Annotated in this window: 23 protein-coding genes; 11 read left to right on the plus strand and 12 right to left on the minus strand. The window is 70.0% G+C overall.

Features of this window, described 5'->3' with window-relative positions:
• Position 1: 1 nt before the first annotated feature.
• The 7 genes from ACIBBB_RS03070 to ACIBBB_RS03100 form a co-directional block, all read right to left on the minus strand.
• Complete coding sequence (locus tag ACIBBB_RS03070) at positions 2–970, minus strand: aromatase/cyclase (protein ID WP_398978085.1); 969 nt, start codon at positions 968–970, stop codon at positions 2–4.
• A 41-nt stretch (positions 971–1,011) separates the two neighbouring features.
• Positions 1,012–1,797 carry a 3-oxoacyl-ACP reductase FabG gene (gene fabG / locus ACIBBB_RS03075; protein ID WP_398978087.1) on the minus strand — a complete coding sequence of 262 codons (786 nt, stop codon included), beginning with the start codon at positions 1,795–1,797 and terminating at the stop codon, positions 1,012–1,014.
• 148 nt (positions 1,798–1,945) lie between these two features.
• Complete coding sequence (locus ACIBBB_RS03080) at positions 1,946–2,215, minus strand: acyl carrier protein (protein WP_398978089.1); 270 nt, start codon at positions 2,213–2,215, stop codon at positions 1,946–1,948.
• Positions 2,216–2,334: 119 nt separating this feature from the next.
• A complete protein-coding gene (locus tag ACIBBB_RS03085; RefSeq protein ID WP_398978091.1) occupies positions 2,335–3,546 on the minus strand; it encodes a ketosynthase chain-length factor in 1,212 nt (403 codons plus the stop codon).
• Complete coding sequence (locus ACIBBB_RS03090; RefSeq protein ID WP_398978093.1) at positions 3,543–4,814, minus strand: beta-ketoacyl-[acyl-carrier-protein] synthase family protein; 1,272 nt, start codon at positions 4,812–4,814, stop codon at positions 3,543–3,545. The genes ACIBBB_RS03085 and ACIBBB_RS03090 overlap by 4 nt, the downstream gene beginning before the upstream one ends.
• Positions 4,811–5,140 carry a TcmI family type II polyketide cyclase gene (locus ACIBBB_RS03095; protein ID WP_398978095.1) on the minus strand — a complete coding sequence of 110 codons (330 nt, stop codon included), beginning with the start codon at positions 5,138–5,140 and terminating at the stop codon, positions 4,811–4,813. Before ACIBBB_RS03095 ends, ACIBBB_RS03090 begins: the two co-directional genes overlap by 4 nt.
• Before the next feature lie 213 nt (positions 5,141–5,353).
• Positions 5,354–6,019, minus strand: a complete 666-nt coding sequence (locus tag ACIBBB_RS03100) for a TetR/AcrR family transcriptional regulator C-terminal domain-containing protein (protein ID WP_398978096.1) — start codon at positions 6,017–6,019, stop codon at positions 5,354–5,356.
• Positions 6,020–6,483: 464 nt separating this feature from the next.
• On the opposite strand from ACIBBB_RS03100, the gene ACIBBB_RS03105 reads away from it, so the two are divergent.
• Entirely contained in the window at positions 6,484–7,431 is a 948-nt protein-coding gene (locus tag ACIBBB_RS03105; protein WP_398978098.1) for a hypothetical protein, read from the plus strand.
• Between the two features lie 86 nt (positions 7,432–7,517).
• Here the strand turns inward: ACIBBB_RS03105 and ACIBBB_RS03110 are convergent, their stop codons facing one another.
• Both ACIBBB_RS03110 and ACIBBB_RS03115 read right to left on the minus strand, forming a co-directional pair.
• Positions 7,518–7,964, minus strand: coding sequence for a MarR family winged helix-turn-helix transcriptional regulator (locus ACIBBB_RS03110; RefSeq protein ID WP_398978101.1), 447 nt, complete (start codon positions 7,962–7,964; stop codon positions 7,518–7,520).
• 187 nt (positions 7,965–8,151) lie between these two features.
• Positions 8,152–8,811 (minus strand): response regulator transcription factor, encoded by a 660-nt coding sequence (locus ACIBBB_RS03115; RefSeq protein WP_398978103.1) that lies wholly within the window; start codon positions 8,809–8,811, stop codon positions 8,152–8,154.
• A gap of 286 nt (positions 8,812–9,097) precedes the next feature.
• On the opposite strand from ACIBBB_RS03115, the gene ACIBBB_RS03120 reads away from it, so the two are divergent.
• Positions 9,098–9,877 (plus strand): ScbR family autoregulator-binding transcription factor, encoded by a 780-nt coding sequence (locus tag ACIBBB_RS03120; protein WP_398978105.1) that lies wholly within the window; start codon positions 9,098–9,100, stop codon positions 9,875–9,877.
• A gap of 75 nt (positions 9,878–9,952) precedes the next feature.
• On the opposite strand, the gene ACIBBB_RS03125 is transcribed toward ACIBBB_RS03120, so the two are convergent.
• Positions 9,953–10,744, minus strand: coding sequence for a DeoR/GlpR family DNA-binding transcription regulator (locus tag ACIBBB_RS03125; protein ID WP_398978107.1), 792 nt, complete (start codon positions 10,742–10,744; stop codon positions 9,953–9,955).
• A gap of 141 nt (positions 10,745–10,885) precedes the next feature.
• On the opposite strand from ACIBBB_RS03125, the gene ACIBBB_RS03130 reads away from it, so the two are divergent.
• The 6 genes from ACIBBB_RS03130 (at position 10,886) to ACIBBB_RS03155 (ending at position 16,063) form a co-directional block, all read left to right on the plus strand.
• Complete coding sequence (locus tag ACIBBB_RS03130) at positions 10,886–11,776, plus strand: SIS domain-containing protein (RefSeq protein ID WP_398978109.1); 891 nt, start codon at positions 10,886–10,888, stop codon at positions 11,774–11,776.
• A 349-nt stretch (positions 11,777–12,125) separates the two neighbouring features.
• Positions 12,126–14,099 carry a sensor histidine kinase gene (locus ACIBBB_RS03135; protein ID WP_398978110.1) on the plus strand — a complete coding sequence of 658 codons (1,974 nt, stop codon included), beginning with the start codon at positions 12,126–12,128 and terminating at the stop codon, positions 14,097–14,099.
• Positions 14,100–14,105: 6 nt separating this feature from the next.
• A complete protein-coding gene (locus ACIBBB_RS03140; RefSeq protein ID WP_189108345.1) occupies positions 14,106–14,543 on the plus strand; it encodes a roadblock/LC7 domain-containing protein in 438 nt (145 codons plus the stop codon).
• Between the two features lie 2 nt (positions 14,544–14,545).
• On the plus strand, positions 14,546–14,917 hold the full coding sequence (locus tag ACIBBB_RS03145; RefSeq protein WP_398978111.1) for a DUF742 domain-containing protein: 372 nt from the start codon (positions 14,546–14,548) through the stop codon (positions 14,915–14,917).
• Entirely contained in the window at positions 14,895–15,536 is a 642-nt protein-coding gene (locus tag ACIBBB_RS03150; RefSeq protein WP_398978113.1) for a GTP-binding protein, read from the plus strand. Before ACIBBB_RS03145 ends, ACIBBB_RS03150 begins: the two co-directional genes overlap by 23 nt.
• Positions 15,536–16,063 (plus strand): GAF domain-containing protein, encoded by a 528-nt coding sequence (locus tag ACIBBB_RS03155; RefSeq protein WP_398978115.1) that lies wholly within the window; start codon positions 15,536–15,538, stop codon positions 16,061–16,063. Before ACIBBB_RS03150 ends, ACIBBB_RS03155 begins: the two co-directional genes overlap by 1 nt.
• Before the next feature lie 104 nt (positions 16,064–16,167).
• Here ACIBBB_RS03155 and ACIBBB_RS03160 read toward each other — a convergent pair whose 3' ends face one another.
• Entirely contained in the window at positions 16,168–17,328 is a 1,161-nt protein-coding gene (locus tag ACIBBB_RS03160; protein ID WP_398978117.1) for a mandelate racemase/muconate lactonizing enzyme family protein, read from the minus strand.
• The gene (locus tag ACIBBB_RS03165) at positions 17,325–18,365 is read right to left on the minus strand and encodes a LacI family DNA-binding transcriptional regulator (RefSeq protein WP_398978809.1); all 1,041 of its coding nucleotides are present in this window, start codon (positions 18,363–18,365) and stop codon (positions 17,325–17,327) included. Before ACIBBB_RS03165 ends, ACIBBB_RS03160 begins: the two co-directional genes overlap by 4 nt.
• A gap of 254 nt (positions 18,366–18,619) precedes the next feature.
• Here ACIBBB_RS03165 and ACIBBB_RS03170 point away from each other — a divergent pair, with 254 nt between their 5' ends.
• From ACIBBB_RS03170 to ACIBBB_RS03180, 3 genes are read left to right on the plus strand one after another with little or no spacing between them, the layout of a single operon-like run.
• Positions 18,620–19,468: an ABC transporter permease gene (locus ACIBBB_RS03170; RefSeq protein ID WP_398978811.1), complete on the plus strand. Its 849-nt coding sequence runs from the start codon at positions 18,620–18,622 to the stop codon at positions 19,466–19,468.
• A gap of 30 nt (positions 19,469–19,498) precedes the next feature.
• A complete protein-coding gene (locus ACIBBB_RS03175; RefSeq protein WP_398978119.1) occupies positions 19,499–20,515 on the plus strand; it encodes an ABC transporter substrate-binding protein in 1,017 nt (338 codons plus the stop codon).
• Entirely contained in the window at positions 20,512–21,381 is an 870-nt protein-coding gene (locus tag ACIBBB_RS03180) for an ABC transporter ATP-binding protein (protein ID WP_398978121.1), read from the plus strand. The genes ACIBBB_RS03175 and ACIBBB_RS03180 overlap by 4 nt, the downstream gene beginning before the upstream one ends.
• Positions 21,382–21,525 lie beyond the last annotated feature (144 nt).

The raw sequence follows: 21,525 nt of genomic DNA on the forward strand, positions 1-21,525 counted from the left end.
GTCAGGCCCGCTGTTCCGCGTAGTTCTTGGCGTGGCCGAGGGTGGCGCGGCTGTTGGTGCTGAGTGCGGTGTGGACGTACTCCTTGGCGTCGCCGACGGTGGCGTCCGGGCCGAGGACGCGGGCGATGTTGTCGGTGTTGATGACGACGGTGTGCTGCGAGGTCGCGGCGACGACGGTCCGGCCGCCGATCTCGTGCTGGTTCTCGTTGAAGGTCCAGTGGCCGGTGTGGAGGGTCATGAGCGCCGGGAGGGTGACCTGTTTGTACGCGATCTTGTGGTGGGGGAAGGTGACTCGGTAGGACTTGGTGGTGTGGGTGGAGCCGTCCTTGGCGCGGGTGTCCATCTCCAGGGTCTGGAGGCCGGGGGTGTCTTCTTCCAGGCGGACGGTCGCGACGTGGGGGAGGCGTTCGTTCCAGAGGCCGGCTTCGTTGATGAAGTCGTAGACGTCCTTGGCGGAGCCGTTGATGTGGACGGTGTCTTCGAAGGAGAAGGTGAGTTCGTCCGCCTGGTGCGCGGCCTCGACGTTGGTCTTGAGAGCGGCGAGTTCGGAGCGCGAGTTCCGGTCGACCGCCTCGTCGATCCACGCCAGGTCGGTGGGGTTGTCGTCGATGGCGGTGTAGTCGTGGAGAAGCCGGATCCTGGACTCGGTCGCGGTGACCGGCTCGATGATCCAGGTGCCGCCCATTGTCGCGACGGGGGGTGTGGAGATCTCCTGGCGGAAGGTGATGCGCAGGGTGTCGGGGTCCAGGGTGCGGCGTGAAGTCCAGTTCTTGGGCTCGCCGTTGGCGGTGGCCCAGATGCGGATGCGTTCGTGCGCCGCGCCCTGTTCGACGTGGTCCACGTGGATGGTCGGGGGGAAGATGCGGGGCCAGTTCTCGACGTCGGCGATGAGCTGGTAGACGGTGGCGGCGGGGGCGGAGACGGTGATCTCGTGTTCGACTTCGCGCGGGCCGGGGCCGGTCTGGGACATGCGCGTACTCCCTTTGTGGTGGTGGGGCCGGTGTGGGCGGGTCAGAAGTTGCCGAGGCCGCCGCAGACGTTGAGGGCTTGTGCGGTGATGGAGGCGGCGGTGTCGGTGGCGAGGTAGCCGACGAGGCCGGCGACTTCCTCGGGGGTGGAGTAGCGGCCGAGGGGGATCTTGGACTGGAACTTGGTGAGGATGGCGTCCTCGGTGGTGTCGTAGGCGCTGGCGTAGCCCTGGCGGACGCGTTGGGCCATGGGGGTTTCGACATAGCCGGGGCAGACGGCGTTGACGGTGATGCCGGTGGGGGCGAGTTCGTTGCCGAGTGCTTTGGTGAAGCCGACGACGCCGTGCTTGGAGGCGGAGTAGGGGGCGCCGAGGACGACGCCCTGCTTTCCGGCGGTGGAGGCGATGTTGATGATGCGGCCGCGGTTGTTGTGGCGCATGCGGCCGGTGTTGAGGACTTCGCGGGTGAGGCGGAAGACGCTGTTGAGGTTGGTGTCGATGACGTCGTCCCACAGTTCGTCGGTGAGGTCGGCGGTGATGCCGCCGCCGCTGCGTCCGGCGTTGTTGACGAGGACGTCGACGGGTCCGTAACGGGCCACGGCCGCCTGGACGAACGCGCTGACGGAGGCGCTGTCGCGCACGTCGAGGACGGTTCCGTCGACGTCGAGGCCCTCCTCGCGCAGTTCCTTGACGGTCGAGGTGATGTTCTCGGCGTTGCGCGCGCCGATGAACACCTGGTGGTTCTGGGAGGCGAGCAGCCGGGCGACGGCGAGCCCGATCCCGCTCGTGGCACCCGAAACCAGAGCAACACGCTTCTCCTGCTGCGACATGACTTCACTTCTCCAAACGACATTGATGCGTGATGAGGGTTGTTGACGTGTCGCCGCGGGTGGAAAGGCGCGGCGGGGCAGCGGCCCGTGACCGTCCGGGCCCTGGGGGAGGGAGCCCCGGGCGGCCACGGCTGCCGCTTCGGCACGGTCAGGCCGCGGCGGGGATCTCAAGGTGGGTGTTGACGGCCGCGATCAGCGCCCGCGGCGTCCGGTTGTCGGTCAGCGCCTCGTCGTCGAGCGTGATGCCGTACTCGCGCTCTATCCGGCCGCCGGTCTCCAGCAGAGCCAGGGACTCGTAACCGAGCTCCTCGAAGTCGGTGTCGAGGATGTCGCCGTTCAGGTCGACACCCTCTTCCTCGCCCGCGCCCTCCAGGAGAATGCGCTTGAGGTCCTCGATGGTGAAGGTGTTCGTGGCCATGGCTGTCCCTTCGGACTGTCGTTCGTGGGTGATGGGTGGAACTGGTGCGCCCGCGACACGGCGGGGCGCACCGGCCGGCCGCCGAGGGGGCGGCCGGTGGCATACGGTGCGACGCGGCCTCAGCGCGCGTCGCGGATCACGGCGGCGGAGTTGAAACCGCCCTCACCGCGGGCGAGTACGAGCACGGCGCGCACCGCGGCGGTACGCGGCCGGCCGGTCACCAGGTCCAGGTCGTACTCGGCCGACTGCTCGACGTTGGTGGTCGGCGGGATCAGCCCCTCCTCGATGGCGAGCAGGGCGGCGGCCACGTCGAGCGGCGCCGCGCCGGAGTAGAGCCGGCCGGTCATCGTCTTGGGCGCGGTGACCGGGACGCCGCGCGGGCCGAAGACCGCGGTGATCGCCTCGGCCTCGGTACGGTCCAGCTCCGGTACGGCGGCGGCGTCGGCGAACACCACGTCGATGTCGCCCGGTTCGGCGTCCGCGTCCGCCAGGGCCAGTTCGATGGCCTTGCGCAGACCGGGCGGCCGGGCGCTGCCGGGCCTCGGGTCGAAGGTCGTCCCGTAACCGGCGAACTCGCCGTAGACCCGGGCGCCCCGGTCGCGGGCGCTGTCCGCGTTCTCCATGATGAGGATCGCGCCGCCCTCGCCCGGCACATGACCGCCGGCTTCCGCGTCGAAGGGCAGATAGGCCCGGTCGGGGTGGTCGTTCGTGCTCAGCCGCCCACCGGCGATCTGCGCCACCCAGCCCCACGGGCAGATCGAGGCGTCGATGGAGCCCGTGACGATGAGCCGGGTGCCCTTGCAGATCTGCCGCCGGGCGTGCGCGAGCGCGTCCAGACCACCGGCCTGGTCGCTCACGACCACACCGCTGGGGCCCTTCATACCGTGCCGGATCGAGATCTGACCGCTGTTCACCGCGTAGAACCAGGCGAAGGACTGGTACGCGCTGACGTGCTTGCTGCCCAGGCTCCACAGCTTGCGGAGTTCGTTCTGGCCGAACTCGAAGCCACCCGACGAACTCGCCGTCACGACGCCCATGTCGTAGTCGCTCATATCGCCCGGCCGTACCCCCGCGTCGGCGAGGGCCCAGTCGGTGGCGGCGAGCGCGATCTGGGTCATCCGGTCGGTCTGCGGCAGCAGCCTGCCCGGCAGATGCTTCTCCGCGTCGAACCCCTTGATCTGACCCGCGAGTTGTGAGGGATACCGCGAGGGGTCGAAGCGGGTGATCCGGCCGATGCCGGTCTTGCCGCCGCGGGTGGCGGCCCAGTACTCCTCGGCACCGGTCCCGTTGGGGGCCGCGACGCCGAGGCCGGTGATGACTACCCTCGTCATGCCACGCTCCTGTCGGGACGAGCCAGCACCATGGCGCTCTGGAATCCGCCGAAACCGCTGCCGACGGAGAGCACCGCGTCCGTGCGGTGCTCCCGCGCCGTCAACGGCACGTAGTCCAGGTCGCATTCGGGGTCCGGCGTGTGCAGATTGGCGGTGGGCGGCACCACGTGGTGCTCCATCGCCAGCGCGGAGGCGGCGATCTCGATCGAGCCGATCGCCCCCAGGGAGTGGCCCACCATGGACTTGATGGAGCTCACAGGGGTCCGGTACGCGTGATCGCCCAGGCTCTTCTTGAACGCGGCCGTCTCGTGGCGGTCGTTCTGCTTCGTACCGGAGCCGTGCGCGTTGATGTAGTCGACCGAATCGGCCGGCAGCCGGGCCTCACCCAGCGCCACCCGGATGGCCTCGGCCATCTCGTTGCCGTCGGGCCGCAGACCGGTCATGTGGAAGGCGTTGCAGCGTGAGGCGTAACCCGCGATCTCCGCGTAGATGTGCGCCCCCCGCCGCCGCGCGGACTCCAGCTCCTCCAGGACGAAGACGGCCGAACCCTCGCCCAGCACAAAGCCGTTGCGCGTGCCGTCGAACGGCCGGGAGGCGTGCTCCGCGTCGTCGTTGCGCGCCGTGGTGGCCTTGATCGCGTCGAAGCAGGCCATGGTGATCGGCGAGATCGGCGCGTCCGAGGCACCCGTGACCATCACATCGGCCGTGCCCTCGCGGATCACGTCGACCGCGTGGCCCACCGAGTCGATGCCCGACGTACAGCCGGTGGAGACCACGGTGGCCGGGCCCTCGGCCCCCACCTCCCAGGCGACCTCGGCCGCGAAGGAGCTCGGTACGAAGTGGTTGTAGAGGTGCGGGACGGCGTAGTGGTGGTCGACCAGGTCGAGTCGGCCGCCGTCGCTGACCACCCGGTACTCCTGGTCCAGGCCCATCGTCGCGCCGACCGCGCTGCCGATGGTCACCCCCATCCGATGCGGGTCGACGCCCGCGAAGTCCAGCCCGCTGTCGGCGACCGCCTCGCGCGCGGAGAGCACCGCGAGCAGCGCGGCCCGGTCCATCCGCCGGATCTCGTGCGGCGAGAACCCATGGGCCTCCGGATCGAAGTCGATCTCCGCCGCCACCTGCGAACGGAACTGCGACGGGTCGAAGAACGTGATTCCGCGGGTGGCCGTGCGGCCCTCGCTCAGCAGGGACCAGAAGTTCTTGCGGCCTATTCCACCCGGGGCGGTGACACCTATTCCCGTGATCACCACTCGACGATGTGTCACGCCTTCGCCTCCCAGTTGTAGAAACGCCTGGCCATGGCGTCCTTCGGGGACCGCCAGGTAGCCGGGTCGTAAGCCTCGATACAGGGCTTCAGTTCGTCACTGATCCGTATGAAGCGAGAATCCGACTTCGCCTCCTCGATCAGCCGCCCGCCGTTGTCCTCTTCGAAATCCTGGAGGTGGAAATACAGCCCCCTGTACGCGAAGAGCTGGCGCCGCCGTGTACCCATCCGGTGCGGCATTTCTGTGGCGTCGAAATCCCCGAACAGACGGGCGACGTCCACGCTCGAATCAACATCCATCCGAGCCACGATCAGCGTGCTGTGCATCACTCATCTCTCCTTCGGATAGGGACCGTTCCGATTGACACGCCCGCGTCTCAGGGCTGTCCCGTAATCCCCGGCGGGCGCACGACGACAGCTACGGCACCTCGCCGTGTTGTCGGATCGCCCGAACACGCCCGGTACGAGGACGACCCTCCGCCTCGCGATGCACCGCATCTGACGCCGCGCGCTGATCCACCGGGGATTACGGGACAGCCGTCAGCGCCGGGCGACCGGCCGGTAGAGGCTGAGGAAGTCCCGCACACCGTCGGTGATGTGCTCCTCGATCTGCCGGTCGCTGAGCGGCACGGTCCCGTGGAACGTCCGTTGGACGATCCCGGTGGAGGTCAGCAGGATGAAACGGCCCGCCGCCAGGTCCGCGTCGCCGTCCTCGATGGCGAGCACTCCCTGCTCGGACAGCCGCTGCAGATGCCGGGCCAGCTCGCGCCGGGCCGGCCGCGGTCCGGCGTTCTGCCAGATCTCCATGACGATCTGCGGGAGGACCGAAACCTCCGCCGAGATCCGCCGTACCAGGGCGAAGTGATCCGGATAGTCGGCGATCGGCGACTGCCAGGCGAGACCGAAGGCGATCAGGTCGGGTTCGAGATCCGTGATCCGGGTGAGGTGCTGCTCGGCGATCGCGGTGAGCGCCGCCGACACCGACGCGGTGCTCTCCAGCAGGACGCCGAGGAAGAGCTGCTCCTTGTCCTTGTAGTACCGGCGTACCGTGCTCGCGTCGACTCCGGCCTCGGCCGCCACGGCCTCGGCGTCGGAGCGCTGCCAGCCCTCACGGGCGAAGACGCGGAGCGCGCTGCGCGCGATGGCCCGGCGCTCATGGGCCGGCCCCGCGTGCGGTACCTGGATCGTTGCTTCCTGCGTAGCCATCAGCGGCTCCTCCGAATGGTTTCGTTGGTCGGTCGTCGGTCACCGACCGGAAGAGGCGCGGACAAGTCGCTGTGGTGCGGCGAGCGCGGCGAGCGTCATTCACCCGGGATTCCGCACAGGTCGGCGGACGGTATTCAATAGCCTCTTCGGGGCGGCAGCCCGCGTCAAGCGGTCCACTTTCAGAGCTGTGTGAATTCAACGTCAGAACAGTGTGCTGTCGGGGGAGCCGTGAACTCTCCGTCGACCGGGCACAGTTCGAAGGACGTTAGCCACGACTCTCTTCGCTCGTACGGTCCTGGTCAAGATCCCGCCCTACAGGGAAATGTCAAATCACGTCAGAGCCGTGGCAGATGGAAAGTGCCTGCGAAATCGGTGTCAAGTGTCCTGCAAGTCCACGTGGCTTGGTTGCCCGTATCGAACTCCCGAACTAGCGTGGCGACAATTCGACAAAGGGGGAGTCTGCTATGCGTAACCACACGATTCGCGCCGCCGCGGCGACAACAGTGTGCGGGGGAGCCGGCTGCGCGGCCCGGGAGGCATCGGGGCTGGTCCGCCGACGTGCCGAGGCCGGGCGCCGGCTGTGCCCGGGGTGCGAGAGACGGCTGCTCGCCGAGCTGAGGGCGGTGGCGGGGCTGTACGAGGAGTGCGGGCGGCTGCTCGGCGGCTCCGACCAGCCGCGCGAGAAGACGAGCGGCGGGCCGCTGCCGGGCATGCCGTTCAACATGGCGGCGGCCGAGGCCCGTTCGGCGTTCGCCTCGACCCTCTGGACATGGGTCGGCCTGGTCGTCGAGGAGCGGCGTCTCAGCGCCCCGCCCCGCTCGGTCGACGCGCTCGCGGAGTTCCTCACGCGGCACGCCGACTGGCTGGGCACGCATGACGCCGCCGGTGATCTCTCCGAGGAGCTCGCGCGGGTCGTACGCCGTGCCCGCCGGGTGATCGATCCCTCGGAGGCCCGCCGGGTGCCGATCGGCGGCTGCGTCGAGGAGTCCTGCGCCGGCGCGCTGGCCGCCCGCGTCGATCCGCGGAAGCCGCAGGTCCCCGCCGAGATCATCTGCGACGCCGACCCGGCACACCGCTGGCTCGGCCACGAGTGGCTACAGCTCAGCCACCGCATCAACTCCCGCCGTGCGAAGGCATCGACGTCGACGACGGGCCGATCGGTGAACGGCCGGTCAGCCGGGGACGCACGGCAGGACGCGAGCCCGGAACCGCCGGCCGAATCCCCGTCGGACACCCGCTGGGTCAGCGCGGCCGACATAGCCCGGCTGTGGGGCATCGCGCCGGGCAGCGTCTACCGTCACGCGAGCGAGCGCCGCTGGCGCCGCAGCACCCGCGCCGGGCGCACCTACTACCACGACTCGGATGTACGCCGGACGCTCGACCGCGCGGGTCGTGGCGCGACCGCCCGCTGACCCGCGATCACCGGGCGCGACCGCGGCGACGACGCCGATGGCCCGTACCGAACACTCGGTACGGGCCATGGCATCGTCTCGCCGGATCAGGGAAAGTCGGGGTCGCCTCCGACGTTGCTGATCATGCGGCGCAGCACTCCCAGCGCCCGTACGTACTCCGCGTCGTCGATGCCGTCGTGGATCTGCGCGCGCAGTTCGAGCACCAGCTCCTTGATCCGTGCCCGGCCGGCCTCCCCGGCCCCGGTGAGCGACAGCCGGCCGTCGGCGCCGGTGGTGATCCAGCCGCGCGCCAGCAGGGTCTCGATGTCGGGGCCGAGTGTGGTTCCCGGGTCCAGGTAGTCCCGCAGCCGGCGGGCCAGTTCGACCTGGCTCATGGCCGTCGGCGCTCCCGCGAGCTGGTTGAGCACCCACCACTGAGGCTGGGACACATGGAGGCGTGCCATCGCCTGACGGATGTGCGTGATGATCGCTCTGTTCGCGGCTCCACTCCAGTAGCCGATGGGCTGCGCGGCCAGTGCGGTGTCAGCGCTCACTGTGGTCACCTCCGGGTCCACCTGCGGTTTGTTGCCGTTGTGACCAACGTAGAACCTCAAGTCCACTCAAGGTCAAGGCCGTTCGGGGACTCTCGGTACGCGACGTGTGGGAGCCCCGTGCTCGGTCGAGTACGGGGCTCCTTCACGTCCTTCGGTACGGCTCCGGGGCCGCACCGGCCCGGCCGGCTCAGCCGTGTCCGATACGGAATCCGACCCCTCGCACGGTGGTGATCCACGTACTGGCCCCGAGCTTGCTGCGCAGACTGCTCACATGGGTGTCGATGGTCCGGCCCGACTTGGTCCACGTCTCCTCCCACACCTGCGACATGAGCTGCTGACGGGAGACCACATGGTCGGGCCGGGAGACCAGCATGTGCAGGAGGTCGAACTCCTTGCGGGTCACCTTCACCAGTTCCTTCTCCAGCCGGACCTCGCGGGCGCCCGCGTCGATGTGCAGCGGACCGTAACTGACCTCCTGGGCGACGGGCGTCTGCGGGGAGGCCCGTCGCATGACGGCGTCCATACGCGCCAGCAGCTCCCGGAATCCGTAGGGCTTGACGAGGTAGTCGTCCGCGCCGGCCTGTAATCCGAGGACACGGTCCAGCTCGGTGCCCCGCGCGGTGACGGCGATGATCGGGGTGTCGGTGGAGTCGCGGATGGTGCGGCAGACCTGTAGGCCGTCGATGTCCGGCAACTCCAGGTCGAGCAGCACGAATTCGGCCTGCCGATGGGTCTTCAGGGCGGAGGCCCCGGTGCCGACGCTCGTCGCGTCGTTACCGTGCCGCCGCAGGCCGCGAACGAGGGTCTCCGCGGCGGCGGCGTCGTTTTCGATCACGAGTACACGCACGACTTGATCTCCGTATTCGTCAACCTCAGCCTGGAAGATGACCATAACAAACCTGACCGTCTGTTTGTCAAGATGGATGGAGTCGCCTGTCGGTCGTTATTGACCTGGATCTGTCGGGGTGGGGAGTCAACTTCTAGACAAAATGGCTGAGAAGGCATGGCTGAAGCCAGGAAGTGGAATGCGTGATGGGTACACAAAACCAGCACGACGGTTTATTGTGGTGAATCGAAGCGGCCGGGGGATACGGAGAGCCGCCATCTCCCCTAGAGACGTTGAGGTGTGACTCGTGGCGAAGCAGGCAAGGGGCGAGCGGACCCGGAACGCCCTGGTGCGGGCAGCTGCCGAAGTCTTCGACCGGGCCGGTTACGAACGCGCGAATCTCACGACGATCAGCGAGACCGCGGGGGTGACCAAGGGAGCCCTGTCGTTCCATTTCGCGCACAAGGAGGAACTCGCCCGCGCGGTGCAGGAGTTGGCCTGCGCGCGTTCGCGGACCGCCTTCGAGGCCCTGAACAGGCGTGATACGCCTGCCGTTCAGACCCTGATCGACATCACGCACGCGCTCACCGAGCAGCTGCGCAGCAGCGCGACCGTCCGGGCGGGTCTGCGGCTGTCCGGGGAACGCGGCGACACCGACCCCGCGTTGGACTGCTCCCGGATCTGGCTGGACGCGATGTGCCAGGCGCTCCAGCGCGACCGGGCGGACCGGAGCATCGCCCCCGGAGCGGACACCCCGGCTGTCGCCGCGCTCGCGCTGGCCATGACCACCGGCATGCAGGTGCTGGTCCGGGGCAACGGGCCGGTGCCGCCGTCGGGTCAGCGGTCCGGCGTCCAGGGTCCGCCGCGGCAGTGGCTCACCCGGTTCTGGACCCTGCTCCTGCCCCAGGTCGCCTCGCTCGACCATCTGCACGCCCTGCTGCCGGGCGGCAGCCTCCTCGTCACCGCCGGACCCGATCCGGGCGCGCGGAGCACGCCGCCGTATCCCGGTGAGTGGTACGAGCCGACACCGGTGGAGAGCGTCCCCGGCGCACCGTGGTGGCGCTCCGTCACGCGGAACGCGCCGTAACGACGAGTCCCCGGCGCCCGACGAGTCCCCCGCGCCCACGCGAGTCCCCCGCGTCGGGCGCGCGGTGAGGGAGTCTCAGACCTGGACCACCTTCACGCCACGCTCCTCGAACAGCTTCGCCTGTTCGGGGGCGCCCGCGTCCGTGATCAGTGTGCTGATGGCGCCCGTCGGGCAGATCCGGGCGAAGGCCGGCGTGCCCAGCTTCGAGCTGTCCGCCACCACCACGAGCCGGCGCGCCCGCTCGGCCAGGAGTGCGTTGATGCTCGCCTCGTGCTCGCTGCGCGCGCCGGCCCCCGCCGTCACGTCCACCGCGTCCGCGCCGATGAAGGCGATGTCCAGACTCACCTCACCGAGGATGTGCCGGGCCAGCGGCCCCACCAGCTCGTACGACTGCGGCATCGCCACCCCGCCCGTGGTCACGATCTTGATGTGCGGGCGTACGGCCAGCTCGTGCGCGATGTTCAGCGCGTTGGTCACCAGGGTGACGGCCGGCTCGCCGCCGCGGTTCGACATGTCGGCCAGATCGCCGCGCGTGGCGATGGCCCGCGCGACCTCGGCCGTCGTCGTCCCGCCGTTGAGCCCGACGACCATGCCCCGGTACACCAGCGCGGCGGCGGCCCGGCCGATGCGCTGTTTCTCCGCCGACCGTCCCACCGACTTGTAGCGGGGCGGCAGCCCGTACGAGACGGAGTGCGCCACCGCCCCGCCCCTGGTCCGGGTGAGTAACTGCTGCTCGGCGAGATGGTCGAGATCCCTGCGTACGGTCGCCGCCGACACGGACAGCTCGGCGGCCACGACGTCGACATCCAGCCGGCCCCGCTCCGCGAGCAGTTCGAGCAGGGTGTTGTGCCGTTCGTACCGGTTCACCGCACCGCACCTCCTTCGTCACGCTTCGGATCATTCAAGCACCTTCATGCCGGGAAGAGTTTGCTTGAAGGTGCTTGAAAGTCTCACCTAGCATGCATGAACAAGCATTTCTGTTGCGGAGATCGAGAGTGGAGAGCCGACGTGACGTTTGTCCAGACGGAACTGGCCGGCCAGCCCGCGAACTGGCGCCGGGCGGCGGAGCTGGCCGACGGCCTGCGCGGCTCGGGCCAACTGCCCGAGGCCGGTGAGCGCACGGCCGTCGTCGGCTGCGGCACCTCCTACTACATGGCGCAGGCGTACGCGGCGCTGCGCGAGGGTGCCGGTCAGGGGGAGACCGACGCGTTCGCCGCCTCCGAGTTCCCGGCCGGCCGCCGCTACGACCGCGTCGTGGCGCTCACCCGGTCGGGCACCACCACCGAGGTCCTCCAACTGCTGGCCGCCACCCGCGGCACCGCCCGTACCACCGCGATCACCGCGGACCCCGAGACGCCCGTCCGCTCGGCCGCCGACGACCTGGTCGTCCTGGACTTCGCCGACGAACGGTCCGTCGTGCAGACCCGGTTCGCCACCACGGCCCTCACCCTGCTCCGCGCCCATCTCGGCCTGCACACCGCTTCCGTGGTCGCCGACGGCGAGCGGGCCGTCGCCGAGCCCCTGCCCGAAGGAGTCACCGACTGCTCGCAGTTCACCTTCCTCGGACAGGGCTGGACCGTCGGACTGGCCAACGAGGGCGCGCTCAAGATGCGGGAGGCGGCGCTCGCCTGGACGGAGTCGTACCCCGCGATGGAGTACCGGCACGGCCCCATCAGCATCACCACCGAGGGCACGGCGACCTGGCTGCTCGGCCCCGCGCCCGACGGCCTCGCCGAGCAGGTCGGCGCGACCGGCGGACTGTGGGTGGCCGGGGAACTCGACCCGCTGGCCGAACTCGTACGGATCCAGCGCCTCGCGCTGGCCCTCGCAGGCGCGCGGGGTCTCGACCCCGACAGGCCGCGCCACCTCACCCGTTCGGTGATCCTCGCCGCCGAGTAGCCGAGTAGCCGAGTAGCCGAGTAGCCGAGTGGCCGGGCAGCCGGGCAGCCGGGAGACCGGCGGCCGTGGGGCGCCGGGCGGACGAGGGCCGGAGACGTGGGCAACTGCTGCGGCCCTCAAGGTGATTGCACTGTTTCGGACTGTTGTGCGACAGCTCATACCAGAGCGGGATGCTCTGTGGGCAAGTTCGTCAACTGTCCGCCGCGAGTGACTATTCGCCAACTACCGTGTGTGCTCGGCGATCAACGCTGGGCTTCTTTCGCATGACCGCCCGCCGTCGCGTCGACGACCACGCACCACACCGCCACAGAACACCACATGCCTGGGGCCCCACGTACCGAGGACACTGATGTCTCAACTTCGCGCACCCACCGCGCGACCCGAACGCCGAGAAGGCGGACGGCACGGCCGGCCGGGCAGCCGCGCGCCCTCGGCCAAGGCGCCACCGGCCAAGGGCGCGGGGACTCCCCGCCCCGACGCGCCGGCCTCACCCGAACGACGTATACGCCCCCAGCTCCTGCGCGCCGCCGTGGTGCCGACGGTCATAGCCACGCTCAGCGGTCTGCTCGCCGTGCTCGTCACCGTACGCTCCGGCGGCGTGCGGCCGACCCCCGAGATCTGGGCGGCCGTCGGCGGCACGGTGCTGGTCGGCGTCGTCGCGGCCACGGCCGCCGTCGTCGGCGCCGACCGCGCCACCAGGTCCGTGATCGACCGCTGCAACGCGCTGCGCCGGTCGAGCGCCCGCGCCCAGGCCGACCTGCGCGGCGTCGTCGAACAGCTCCGCCGTGGCGAGGGCCCGCCGCCGCGCCGCACGGCGGCGGTGAAGGCTCCCGTCGGCGACGAACTCGACCTGCTCGCCCAGGAACTGGGACGCTCCCAGGAGGGGGCCGTCGCCGCCGTCGTCCAGGCGTCCCGGCTGTCGAGCAGCGTCGGCAACGAACAGAAGGTCGAGGTCTTCGTCAACCTCGCCCGCAGACTCCAGTCACTCGTGCACCGGGAGATCCAGCTCCTGGACGACCTGGAGAACAAGGTCGAGGACCCCGACCTCCTGAAGGGTCTCTTCCAAGTCGACCATCTCGCCACCCGCATCCGCAGGCACGCGGAGAACCTCGCCGTACTCGGCGGGGCCATCTCGCGCCGTCAGTGGAGCCGGCCGGTCACGCTGACCGAGGTGCTGCGCTCGGCGATCGCCGAGGTGGAGCAGTACCCGCGCGTCAAACTCGTGCCACCCATCAACGGCACCCTGCGTGGCCACGCCGTCGCCGACGTCGTCCATCTGCTGGCCGAACTGGTCGAGAACGCCACGCTGTTCTCCGCGCCGCACACCCAGGTGCTGCTCCGGGCCCAGCAGGTCACCGCCGGGCTTGCCATCGAGGTGGAGGACCGCGGGCTCGGCATGCCCGCCGACGAGCAGAAACGGATGAACGCCCTGCTCGCCGACCCCGACCAGGTCAATGTCGCCCATCTTCTCCAGGACGGGCGGATCGGGCTGTTCGTGGTGTCGGCCCTCGCCCGCCGGCACGGCGTCGCCGTTCGTCTGCACGCCAACATCTACGGCGGTATCCAGGCCGTACTCGTCCTGCCGCAGGGCCTGTTGGGCGCCGACCCGGACGGACAGCAGCAGACCGGCCAGGCCCCCGTCAGCGCGCCAGTGCCTGCGCCAGTGCCAGTGCCAGTGCCTGCTCCAGCGCCCGTACCCGCGCCCGTGCCACAGGAGGCGGTCCCGGCGCCCGCGCCCGTACCCACGCAGGTGTACGAGGCGGAGCCCGGTCCCGGTCCCGGGACCGGGACCCGGCAGCCGTACCCGCAGCCCCGGACCCAGCGCACGTCGCACCGGCGGACGTCCGGCCGACGTCCGCTGCCCGTACGCGGCGAGCGCGGCGCGCGCGCCACACCGGCCGACGCGCGTCCCGGCCCGGGCTCGCGGCTCCAGCCGGAGGCCCCGCTCCGGCCCGAGTTCCAGCGGGTGGTGCCCGACCCGTCACCGCCCTACCCGTCGTCGGACCTCGCCGTACCCGGCGTCGTGCGCGGCACCATGGACCGGCCCCAACTGCCCAAGCGCCGGGGCCAGGAGCACCTCGTCCCCCAGTTGCGGGACGCGCCCGCACCGCCCGGCGACGGTGAACCGGCACTCCACGATCCCGGTCTGATGGCCGCCTTCCAGCGCGGTATCGGGCTCGCCGAGGCCCAGCCCGCCAGGGACCCCGGGCCCGATCCCGCCGCACCTCAAACCCCAGCCAGGGCCCCCGCCCCAGCTCCCACCCCCGTGACGGAACTGCCGGATCCGCACCGCCAAGACCGGGACAACCCCCACAAGGAGTAGATCACCATGGCGAGCGATGCGCCGACAGGCCACGTCTCCGACCTCGACTGGCTGCTCAGCGGCCTTGTCCAACGGGTGCCGTACACCCGCAGCGCGGTACTCCTCTCCTCCGACGGACTCGTCAGATCAGTGCACGGCCTCGACCCCGACAGCGCCGACCACATGGCCGCTCTCGCCTCCGGCCTCTACTCCCTCGGCCGCAGCGCGGGCGCGCGCTTCGGCGACACCAGCGAGGTACGCCAGGTGGTGGTGGAGTTGGACGCGACCCTGCTCTTCGTCTCGACGGCGGGTTCCGGCACCTGTCTCGCCGTGCTGGCCGGCCGCGAGGCGGACGCGGCCGTTCTCGGCTACGAGATGGCGATGCTGGTCAAGAGCGTCCGGCCGTATCTGGCGACGCCGGTCAGGCAGGCGGCCGGCACCACATCGAGCGTCACGGGGCCCTGAGCGTGACGGTTCCGTCCGACGGGCCGTGGCTGGACGACGCGGCGGGCCGGCTCATCCGCCCCTACACGGTCAGTGGCGGCCGGACCCGCCCGACGGCCGAGCTGGATCTGATGTCCCTGGTCATGGCCACGGGGGCGGCGAGCGAGATGTATTACGGCCCCGAGCACAGCGAGGCGCTCGGCCTCTGCCAGGGGCCGACCTCGGTGGCGGAGATCGCCGGGCATCTGCGGCTGCCCGCCGTCGTGACGAAGATCCTGCTCTCCGACCTGATGGAGACCGGCGCGGTCACCGTCCGGCCACCGCACAACTTCGACAATCCCAGCGACTGTTCCCTTCTGGAGGCAGTACTCGATGGCCTACGACGACAGCTCTGACTCCTTTCCCATTCCCTTCCCCACCGCGCTGAAGGTCCTGGTGGCCGGTGGCTTCGGGGTGGGCAAGACGACATTCGTGGGATCGGTCAGCGAGATCGCACCGCTGAGCACCGAGGAGCTGCTGACGCAGGTCGGGGCCGAGACGGACGATCTGACGGGTGTCGAACTGAAGACCTCGACCACCGTCGCCATGGACTTCGGCCGGATAACGCTCGACGAGCGCCATGTGCTCTACCTCTTCGGCACCCCCGGCCAGGAACGGTTCTGGTTCATGTGGGACGAACTCTGCCGGGGCGCCCTCGGCGCGATCGTCCTCGCCGACACCCGGCGACTGGAGAACTCCTTCTCCGCCGTGGACTTCTTCGAGCAGCGCGGCATCGGATTCGTCGTCGCCGTCAACGAGTTCGACGGCGGCTTCCGCTACGACCCGGAGGAGGTACGGGCGGCGATCGACCTCCGGCCGGACGTGCCCGTCGTGATATGCGACGCGCGCATCGCCAGCTCGGGGATCCGGACGCTCGTCACCCTCGTCCAGCACCTGCTCACCGCCTTCCCGGTGGCCGATGCCCCCGGCATCGCCGTGTCGAGCGGCATCGGCCCGGACGACGGGCCGGCGTGATGAGGTACGACCCCATCGGCCGGCTGCTCCTCACCCCCGTCGACCGGGACGCGCCCGACCGGGTCGGGCGGCTGCGCCTGCTCGGGCTCGGCGAGCGGCCCGAGCCCGCCTTCGACGCCTTCGCGCGGCATCTCGCCCAACTCGCGGGTGCGCCGTACTCGATGGTCAACTTCATAGACGAGGAACGGCAGTTCTACGCGGGGCTGCACACTCCGGACCCCGAGGCGGGCCGCCTCAGGGACCGGGACCACGGCTACTGCCCCCATGTGGTCGTACGGCGCAAGGCGCTCGTCCTGGAGGACGTACGCGACTTCCCTCGGTTCGCCGGCAACGCCGCCGTCGACGAGACAGGTCTGCGTTCCTATCTGGGCGTGCCGCTCATCGACCGGACCGGTATCGCGCTCGGCACCGTATGCGTGGTCGACACCCAGCCCCGGCAGTGGGGGAGGGCCGGCCTCGACACCGTCAAGTCACTGGCCGCCGAGCTGTCCGAGCAGATTCACCGCAGAGAGGGCGGCGTCGACTGACGTCTCGTCACTTCGGCGGTACGTGACGCGAGCCGCCGGGTCGGCCCCGGCGCCGGCGGGGTGCGGTCATCCCGCGCTGCTCCTCGTTCCGCGGTCGTACGCGGTCAGCCACGGTGCTCCAGTACGTCGACTGCCAGTTCGCGGACCACCGACTCGTCCACCTCCACGCCCAGACCCGGCCCCTCGGGCACCCACGCGGTCCCGTTCTCGACCCGCACGGTCTCACCCGCGTACGGCGAGCCGATGAACTGGCGGCCGTTGAGGTCGACCGGCGTCGTGATGCCGTACGCCGCGAACAGGTGCAGCGAGGCGGCCAGCCCAAGGTCCGACTCGGTGAGCCCCGACCCCATCAGCTCGACCCCGCAGTCCTCGGCGAGCGAGCAGAGCCGCCGGGAGAGCGTGAGGCCGCCACTGCGCTGGACCTTGGCGATCGCGACATCGACCGCGCCGAGGCGGACGAACGTCGCCAGATCGCTCGGATGCCGCAGGCTCTCGTCGAGCGCCACCGGCACGGCCGAGAGGTCCCGCAGCCGCCGCAGCCCGGCGATGTCGTTGGCGGGCAGGGGCTGTTCGAAGGCGGTGACCCCGAGCGCGTCGAGGCGGCGGGCCATCCGCAGGGCGACCGGCACCGTGTACGCCTGATTGGCGTCGACCCAGAGCGGCGCGTCAGGGGCGTGTTCCCGGACGGCGGCCACCACGGCCGCGTCCGTGCCCTCGTCGTGCAGACCGATCTTGACCTTGAAGGCGCGGTATCCCTCGGCCGTACCCTCGGCGACGCTGTCGCCCACCTCGGCGGGCGACTGGCCCGAGACGATCCAGCCCAGCTCGATGCTCGAAGTCCGGCGCTGTCCCCACAGAACGCCGAGCGGCACGCCCGCCGCCCGTCCGAGCAGATCGTGCAGCGCCACGTCCACGGCGCTCTTGGCGAGGGGCGCGCCGATGGTGAATCCCCGGTTGACCGCCCGGTCGAAGGCGGTGTCGACGGCGTCGAGATTCCACCCGGGTGTGCCGATGATCGCGGGCGCCAGATAGCGGTCGATCGTGGTCACGATGGACTCGGCGGTCTCGTACGTCCAGGCGGGGATGGGGGTCGCCTCGCCCCATCCGTACGCTCCGTCCGCGCCGACCCGGACCAGGATCCGGACGGACGGTTTCCCGGCGACGGCCACGGAGCCGCCGGCGACGCCGAAGGAGCGGTGGGTGGGCAGTTCGACGGCGAACGTCTCGACGCGGTCGATCCTCATGCCGGCCAGATCCACGCTCATGTTCCCTCTCCCGCGTTCCTGTCTGCCGGCGGCGGCGCCGTGCTGGCGCGCAGCACCACCTCACCGCCCACCCTCAGCACCCGCGACCGCTGCCCGTGCGGCTCACGCAGCGCCAGCGAGATGGCGTGCTGCCCCATGGCGGTCAGCGGCAGGGCGACAGTGGTGAGCGGGGGAGTCAACTCCCGTACGAGCGGGATGTCGTCGAAGCCGGCGAGCGAGATGTCCACGGGCACCTCGATGCCCGCCTCCCGGAACGCGGCGAGCGCGCCCACCGCCATCACGTCGGTCACGCCGAAGACACAGGTGGGGCGGGTGGGGCGGGTGAGGAGCTCGCGGGCGGCGGCGTAACCGCCGTCGCGGGTGAAAGCGCCTTCTACGACACAGTCGGGACCGAGCGTGATCCCCGCCTCGGCGAGCCCTTCGCGGAAGCCGGCCAACCGGTCGGCGACGGTGGTGAGTTCGGGCGGCCCGCTCAGCACGGCGAACCGCCGGTGGCCGAGCGCCAGCAGCGCGCGGGCGAGTTTCGCGGCGCCCGCGCGGTTCTCGGGCAGGACGGCGTCGGCGCGCACGCTGCGGTGGCGGCTGACGACGGCGACCCGGCCGCCCGCGCGGATGTACGGATCCAGCTCGGCGCCCAACGCCCTTTCCCAGGTGCGGTCCTGGAAGCCGGAGCCGATCAGCAGGATGGCGCGGGCACGCTGGGCGCGGAGGATGGAGACGTACTCGATCTCCCGCGCCGGTTCGCGGAACGTGCTCGCGAGCATGACCAGCACGTCCTGTTCGGCCGCCGCCCGCATCACGCCGTCGGCGATCGCGGCGAAGTACGGGTCGCCCACGTCGTGACAGATGAGTCCGACCGTGTTGCTCGACGAGCTGGCGAGCGCCTGGGCGTGTGCGTTGGGGATGTAACCGAGCAAATCCGCTGCCGCGCGCACCCGTTCACGCAGTTCGTCCCGGACGCGTGTCGTGCCGTTCAACGCTCTGGACGCGGTCGCCAGCGAGACCCCCGCACGCCGGGCCACCACGTCGAGCGTCACATGGGGCCGTGCTTCCCGTTCACTCACGTCGGCCCCTCGGTGGCGGCAGGTCCCTTGACGGGTCCCGGAAACTTCCGGACGACCTATTGACCGTTCGGAGAAGCAGTCATTAGCGTGGCGATCACCTTACCAGAAAGCGCTTTCTGAAAGCGCTTCTTCCGGTACGGCAGTACGGCAACCGGTACAGCAGAGGATCGGACAGCGCTTAGTAACCGCTCCTGATTCCCGAGGAGTTCACTGTGAGCCAGAGTGTCATGCCGGGACCGACCAAAGAGATCGCGGGAGTCGCCACACGGAACAGGCCAGGAGCGGGCGAGCGGTTCGGAAAGGCCGTCGAGACCAGCTGGCGGCCCGTCGTGCTGCTGTTCGCGTGCTTCGTCGCGTGGTGGGCCATCGCCGCGGCCGAGCTGGTCGAGCCGTATCTCGTCCCTTCGCCCGGGGCGACCCTCGACGTGCTGACGGGCCAGACCAGTTACATCTGGGAACACACGTGGGTGACCACCTACGAGACCCTGCTCGGCTTCGTCATCGCCGTCGTCGTCGGGGTGCTCGCGGCGGTCGTGATGGTCTACTCGTCGACCGTCGAGAAGACCCTCTATCCGATCCTGCTCTTCGCCCAGGTCGTACCGAAGATCGCCATCGCGCCGCTGTTCGTCGTGTGGCTCGGCTTCGGCATCACGCCGAAGGTCCTCATCGCGGTCCTGATCGCCTTCTTCCCGGTCGTGATCTCCATGGTCACCGGCCTCAAGGCGGTCGACCCCGAGATGCTCCAGCTCTCCGCGACGATGGGGGCGAAGCCGTGGCAGACCTTCGTCAAGATCCGCTTCCCCGCCTCGCTGCCGCATCTGTTCTCGGGCCTCAAGGTCGCGGTGACGCTCGCGGTCACCGGCGCGGTCGTGGGCGAGTTCGTCGGGGCCAACGAGGGTCTGGGCTACGTGATCCTCCAGGCCAACGGAAACCTCGACACCCCGATGCTGTTCGCGGGCCTCCTTGTCATGTCACTGATCGGCGTCGTCCTGTTCGTCCTGGTCGAGATCGCCGAGAAGCTGCTTCTGCCCTGGCACGCCAGCCGCCGGGACAACAACGTCACGACCTCGTTCTGAATGAGACCTCTCCTTCGAGAAGGGCCAGCCATGCACTCCCGCAGACTCCTGATCGGCCTCGTGCCGCTTCTCCTGGTCGCCACCGCCTGCGGCGAGGACGGCGACGACACCAGCACCAGCGACTCGGGCAAGAAGCTCGACAAGGTGACGCTGACGCTCAACTGGTACCCGTACGGCGAACACGCGCCCTTCTACTACGGCGTCGAGGAGAAGATCTTCGAGAAGCACGGCATCGACCTGGAGATCAGGGCGGGCCAGGGCTCCCAGAAGACCGTCCAAGCGACCGCCGCCGGGCAGACCGACTTCGGCTGGGCGGACACCCCCGCCGTGCTGAGCGGCGTCGATCAAGGTGTCGATGTCAAGAGCCTCGGTGTGATGCTCCAGACGACGCCGTCGTCCGTGCAGTTCTTCAGCGACCAGAACATCAAGACGCCCGCCGACATCAAGGGCAAGACGGTCGCGGGCACGGCCGGTGACGCGCTCACCAAGACGTTCCCGATCTTCCTGGAGAAGAACAACCTCAAGCTGTCGGACGTCAAGGTCCAGAACACCGACCCGGCGGGCAAGATCGCCGCGGTGATCTCCGGAAAGACGGACGCGCTGCTCGGTTACGCGAGCGACCAGGGCCCGACCATGGCGGACAAGGCCAAGAAGGACGTCGAGTACCTGCGCTTCTCGGAGAACGGGCTCAACTTCTACTCCAACGGTCTGATCGCCGGCCAGAAGATCCTCAAGTCGGACGCCGACCTCACCAAGCGCATGGCCGCGGCGGTCAGCGAGGCGTGGGCAGCGGCCGAGAAGGCGCCGGAGCCCGCGGTCGCCGCGATGGAGGGCGCGTCCGAGCAGCTGCCGCCGAAGACTGTACTGGCCGAGCAGTTCGCGACGACGATGACGCTGCTGCACACCGAGTCCACCCAGGGCAAGGCTCCCGGGCTCAACACCGAGGCCGACTGGCAGGAGACCATCGACATCTTCGCCGAGGCCGGTCTCGTGAAGAACCCGAAGGCTCCGTCGGATTACTGGGACAGCTCGGCACTGAAGGGATGACGATGCCCAGGGAAGCGACTCTCCGGGAGCATGGCGTGAGCAAGACCAGTCTGAGCAAGGACGACGGACCGAAGGACAGCGTGGGTGCCGACGGCACGGCGGCGGTCTCCCTGAACGACGTGGCTGTCCGGTTCCGTACGAAGGACCGCGACGTCACCGCCCTGCGCGAGGTGTCGCTCGACGTGCCGATGGGCGAGTTCGTGGCGATCGTCGGCCCCTCGGGGTGCGGCAAGTCGACACTGCTCAAGCTGGTCGCCGGCCTGCTGAAGGCGTCTGCCGGTGACGTACGGCTGCACGGTGAGCAGGTCGACGGGCCACGGCCGGACATCGGTTACGTCTTCCAGCGGGCCGCCCTGCTGGAGTGGCGCACCGCGCGGCGCAACATCCTGCTCCAGGCGGAGATGCGCCGGATGCCGAACGCGGTGGCGCGTGCCCGCGCCGACGAGCTCATCAGGATGACCGGTCTCGGAGGCTTCGAGGACGCTTATCCGCACGAGCTGTCCGGCGGGATGCAGCAGCGGGTGGCCCTGTGCCGGGCGCTGCTGCACGAGCCCCCGGTGCTGCTGATGGACGAGCCGTTCGGCGCGCTCGACGCGCTGACGCGCGAGCAGATGAACATGGAGCTCAACCGTATCTGGCGGGAGACCGGCACGACCGTACTGCTGGTCACGCACTCCATCTCGGAGGCCGTCTATCTGGCGAACCGGGTCGTGGTGATGAGCCCGCGGCCGGGCACCATCACGGAGGTCATCGACGTGGGGCTGCCGGCGGAGCGGGACTACGTGGAGACCCTGGCCCGGCCGGAGTTCCGCGAGGCGACGACGCACATCCGGGAGCTGCTGGGGGCGGCGTCGGCCCAGGACTGAGCGCGCGCCCGGTCTCATGAACCGGGCGGGGGCGGCACGACCTGTCGACGTGCCGGCCCCGCCCGTTCGCGCGTCCCGTGCCCTGCTGTGTCGTATCGCACGGGGCGCCGCGCGGTCCGCGATAACCGGGTGCTCCGCGCGCCG

Source organism: Streptomyces sp. NPDC051217 (assembly GCF_044455465.1).
In the GTDB taxonomy this organism is placed as follows: domain Bacteria; phylum Actinomycetota; class Actinomycetes; order Streptomycetales; family Streptomycetaceae; genus Streptomyces.

Coding starts and splice junctions, on each gene's coding strand:
- ACIBBB_RS03070 (WP_398978085.1), bottom strand. CDS start 970: ATGTCCCAGACCGGCCCCGGCCCGCGCGAAGTCGAACACGAGATCACC.
- fabG (WP_398978087.1), bottom strand. CDS start 1,797: ATGTCGCAGCAGGAGAAGCGTGTTGCTCTGGTTTCGGGTGCCACGAGC.
- ACIBBB_RS03080 (WP_398978089.1), bottom strand. CDS start 2,215: ATGGCCACGAACACCTTCACCATCGAGGACCTCAAGCGCATTCTCCTG.
- ACIBBB_RS03085 (WP_398978091.1), bottom strand. CDS start 3,546: ATGACGAGGGTAGTCATCACCGGCCTCGGCGTCGCGGCCCCCAACGGG.
- ACIBBB_RS03095 (WP_398978095.1), bottom strand. CDS start 5,140: ATGCACAGCACGCTGATCGTGGCTCGGATGGATGTTGATTCGAGCGTG.
- ACIBBB_RS03100 (WP_398978096.1), bottom strand. CDS start 6,019: ATGGCTACGCAGGAAGCAACGATCCAGGTACCGCACGCGGGGCCGGCC.
- ACIBBB_RS03105 (WP_398978098.1), top strand. CDS start 6,484: ATGCGTAACCACACGATTCGCGCCGCCGCGGCGACAACAGTGTGCGGG.
- ACIBBB_RS03135 (WP_398978110.1), top strand. CDS start 12,126: ATGTCTCAACTTCGCGCACCCACCGCGCGACCCGAACGCCGAGAAGGC.
- ACIBBB_RS03140 (WP_189108345.1), top strand. CDS start 14,106: ATGGCGAGCGATGCGCCGACAGGCCACGTCTCCGACCTCGACTGGCTG.
- ACIBBB_RS03150 (WP_398978113.1), top strand. CDS start 14,895: ATGGCCTACGACGACAGCTCTGACTCCTTTCCCATTCCCTTCCCCACC.
- ACIBBB_RS03155 (WP_398978115.1), top strand. CDS start 15,536: ATGAGGTACGACCCCATCGGCCGGCTGCTCCTCACCCCCGTCGACCGG.
- ACIBBB_RS03160 (WP_398978117.1), bottom strand. CDS start 17,328: ATGAGCGTGGATCTGGCCGGCATGAGGATCGACCGCGTCGAGACGTTC.
- ACIBBB_RS03170 (WP_398978811.1), top strand. CDS start 18,620: ATGCCGGGACCGACCAAAGAGATCGCGGGAGTCGCCACACGGAACAGG.
- ACIBBB_RS03175 (WP_398978119.1), top strand. CDS start 19,499: ATGCACTCCCGCAGACTCCTGATCGGCCTCGTGCCGCTTCTCCTGGTC.
- ACIBBB_RS03180 (WP_398978121.1), top strand. CDS start 20,512: ATGACGATGCCCAGGGAAGCGACTCTCCGGGAGCATGGCGTGAGCAAG.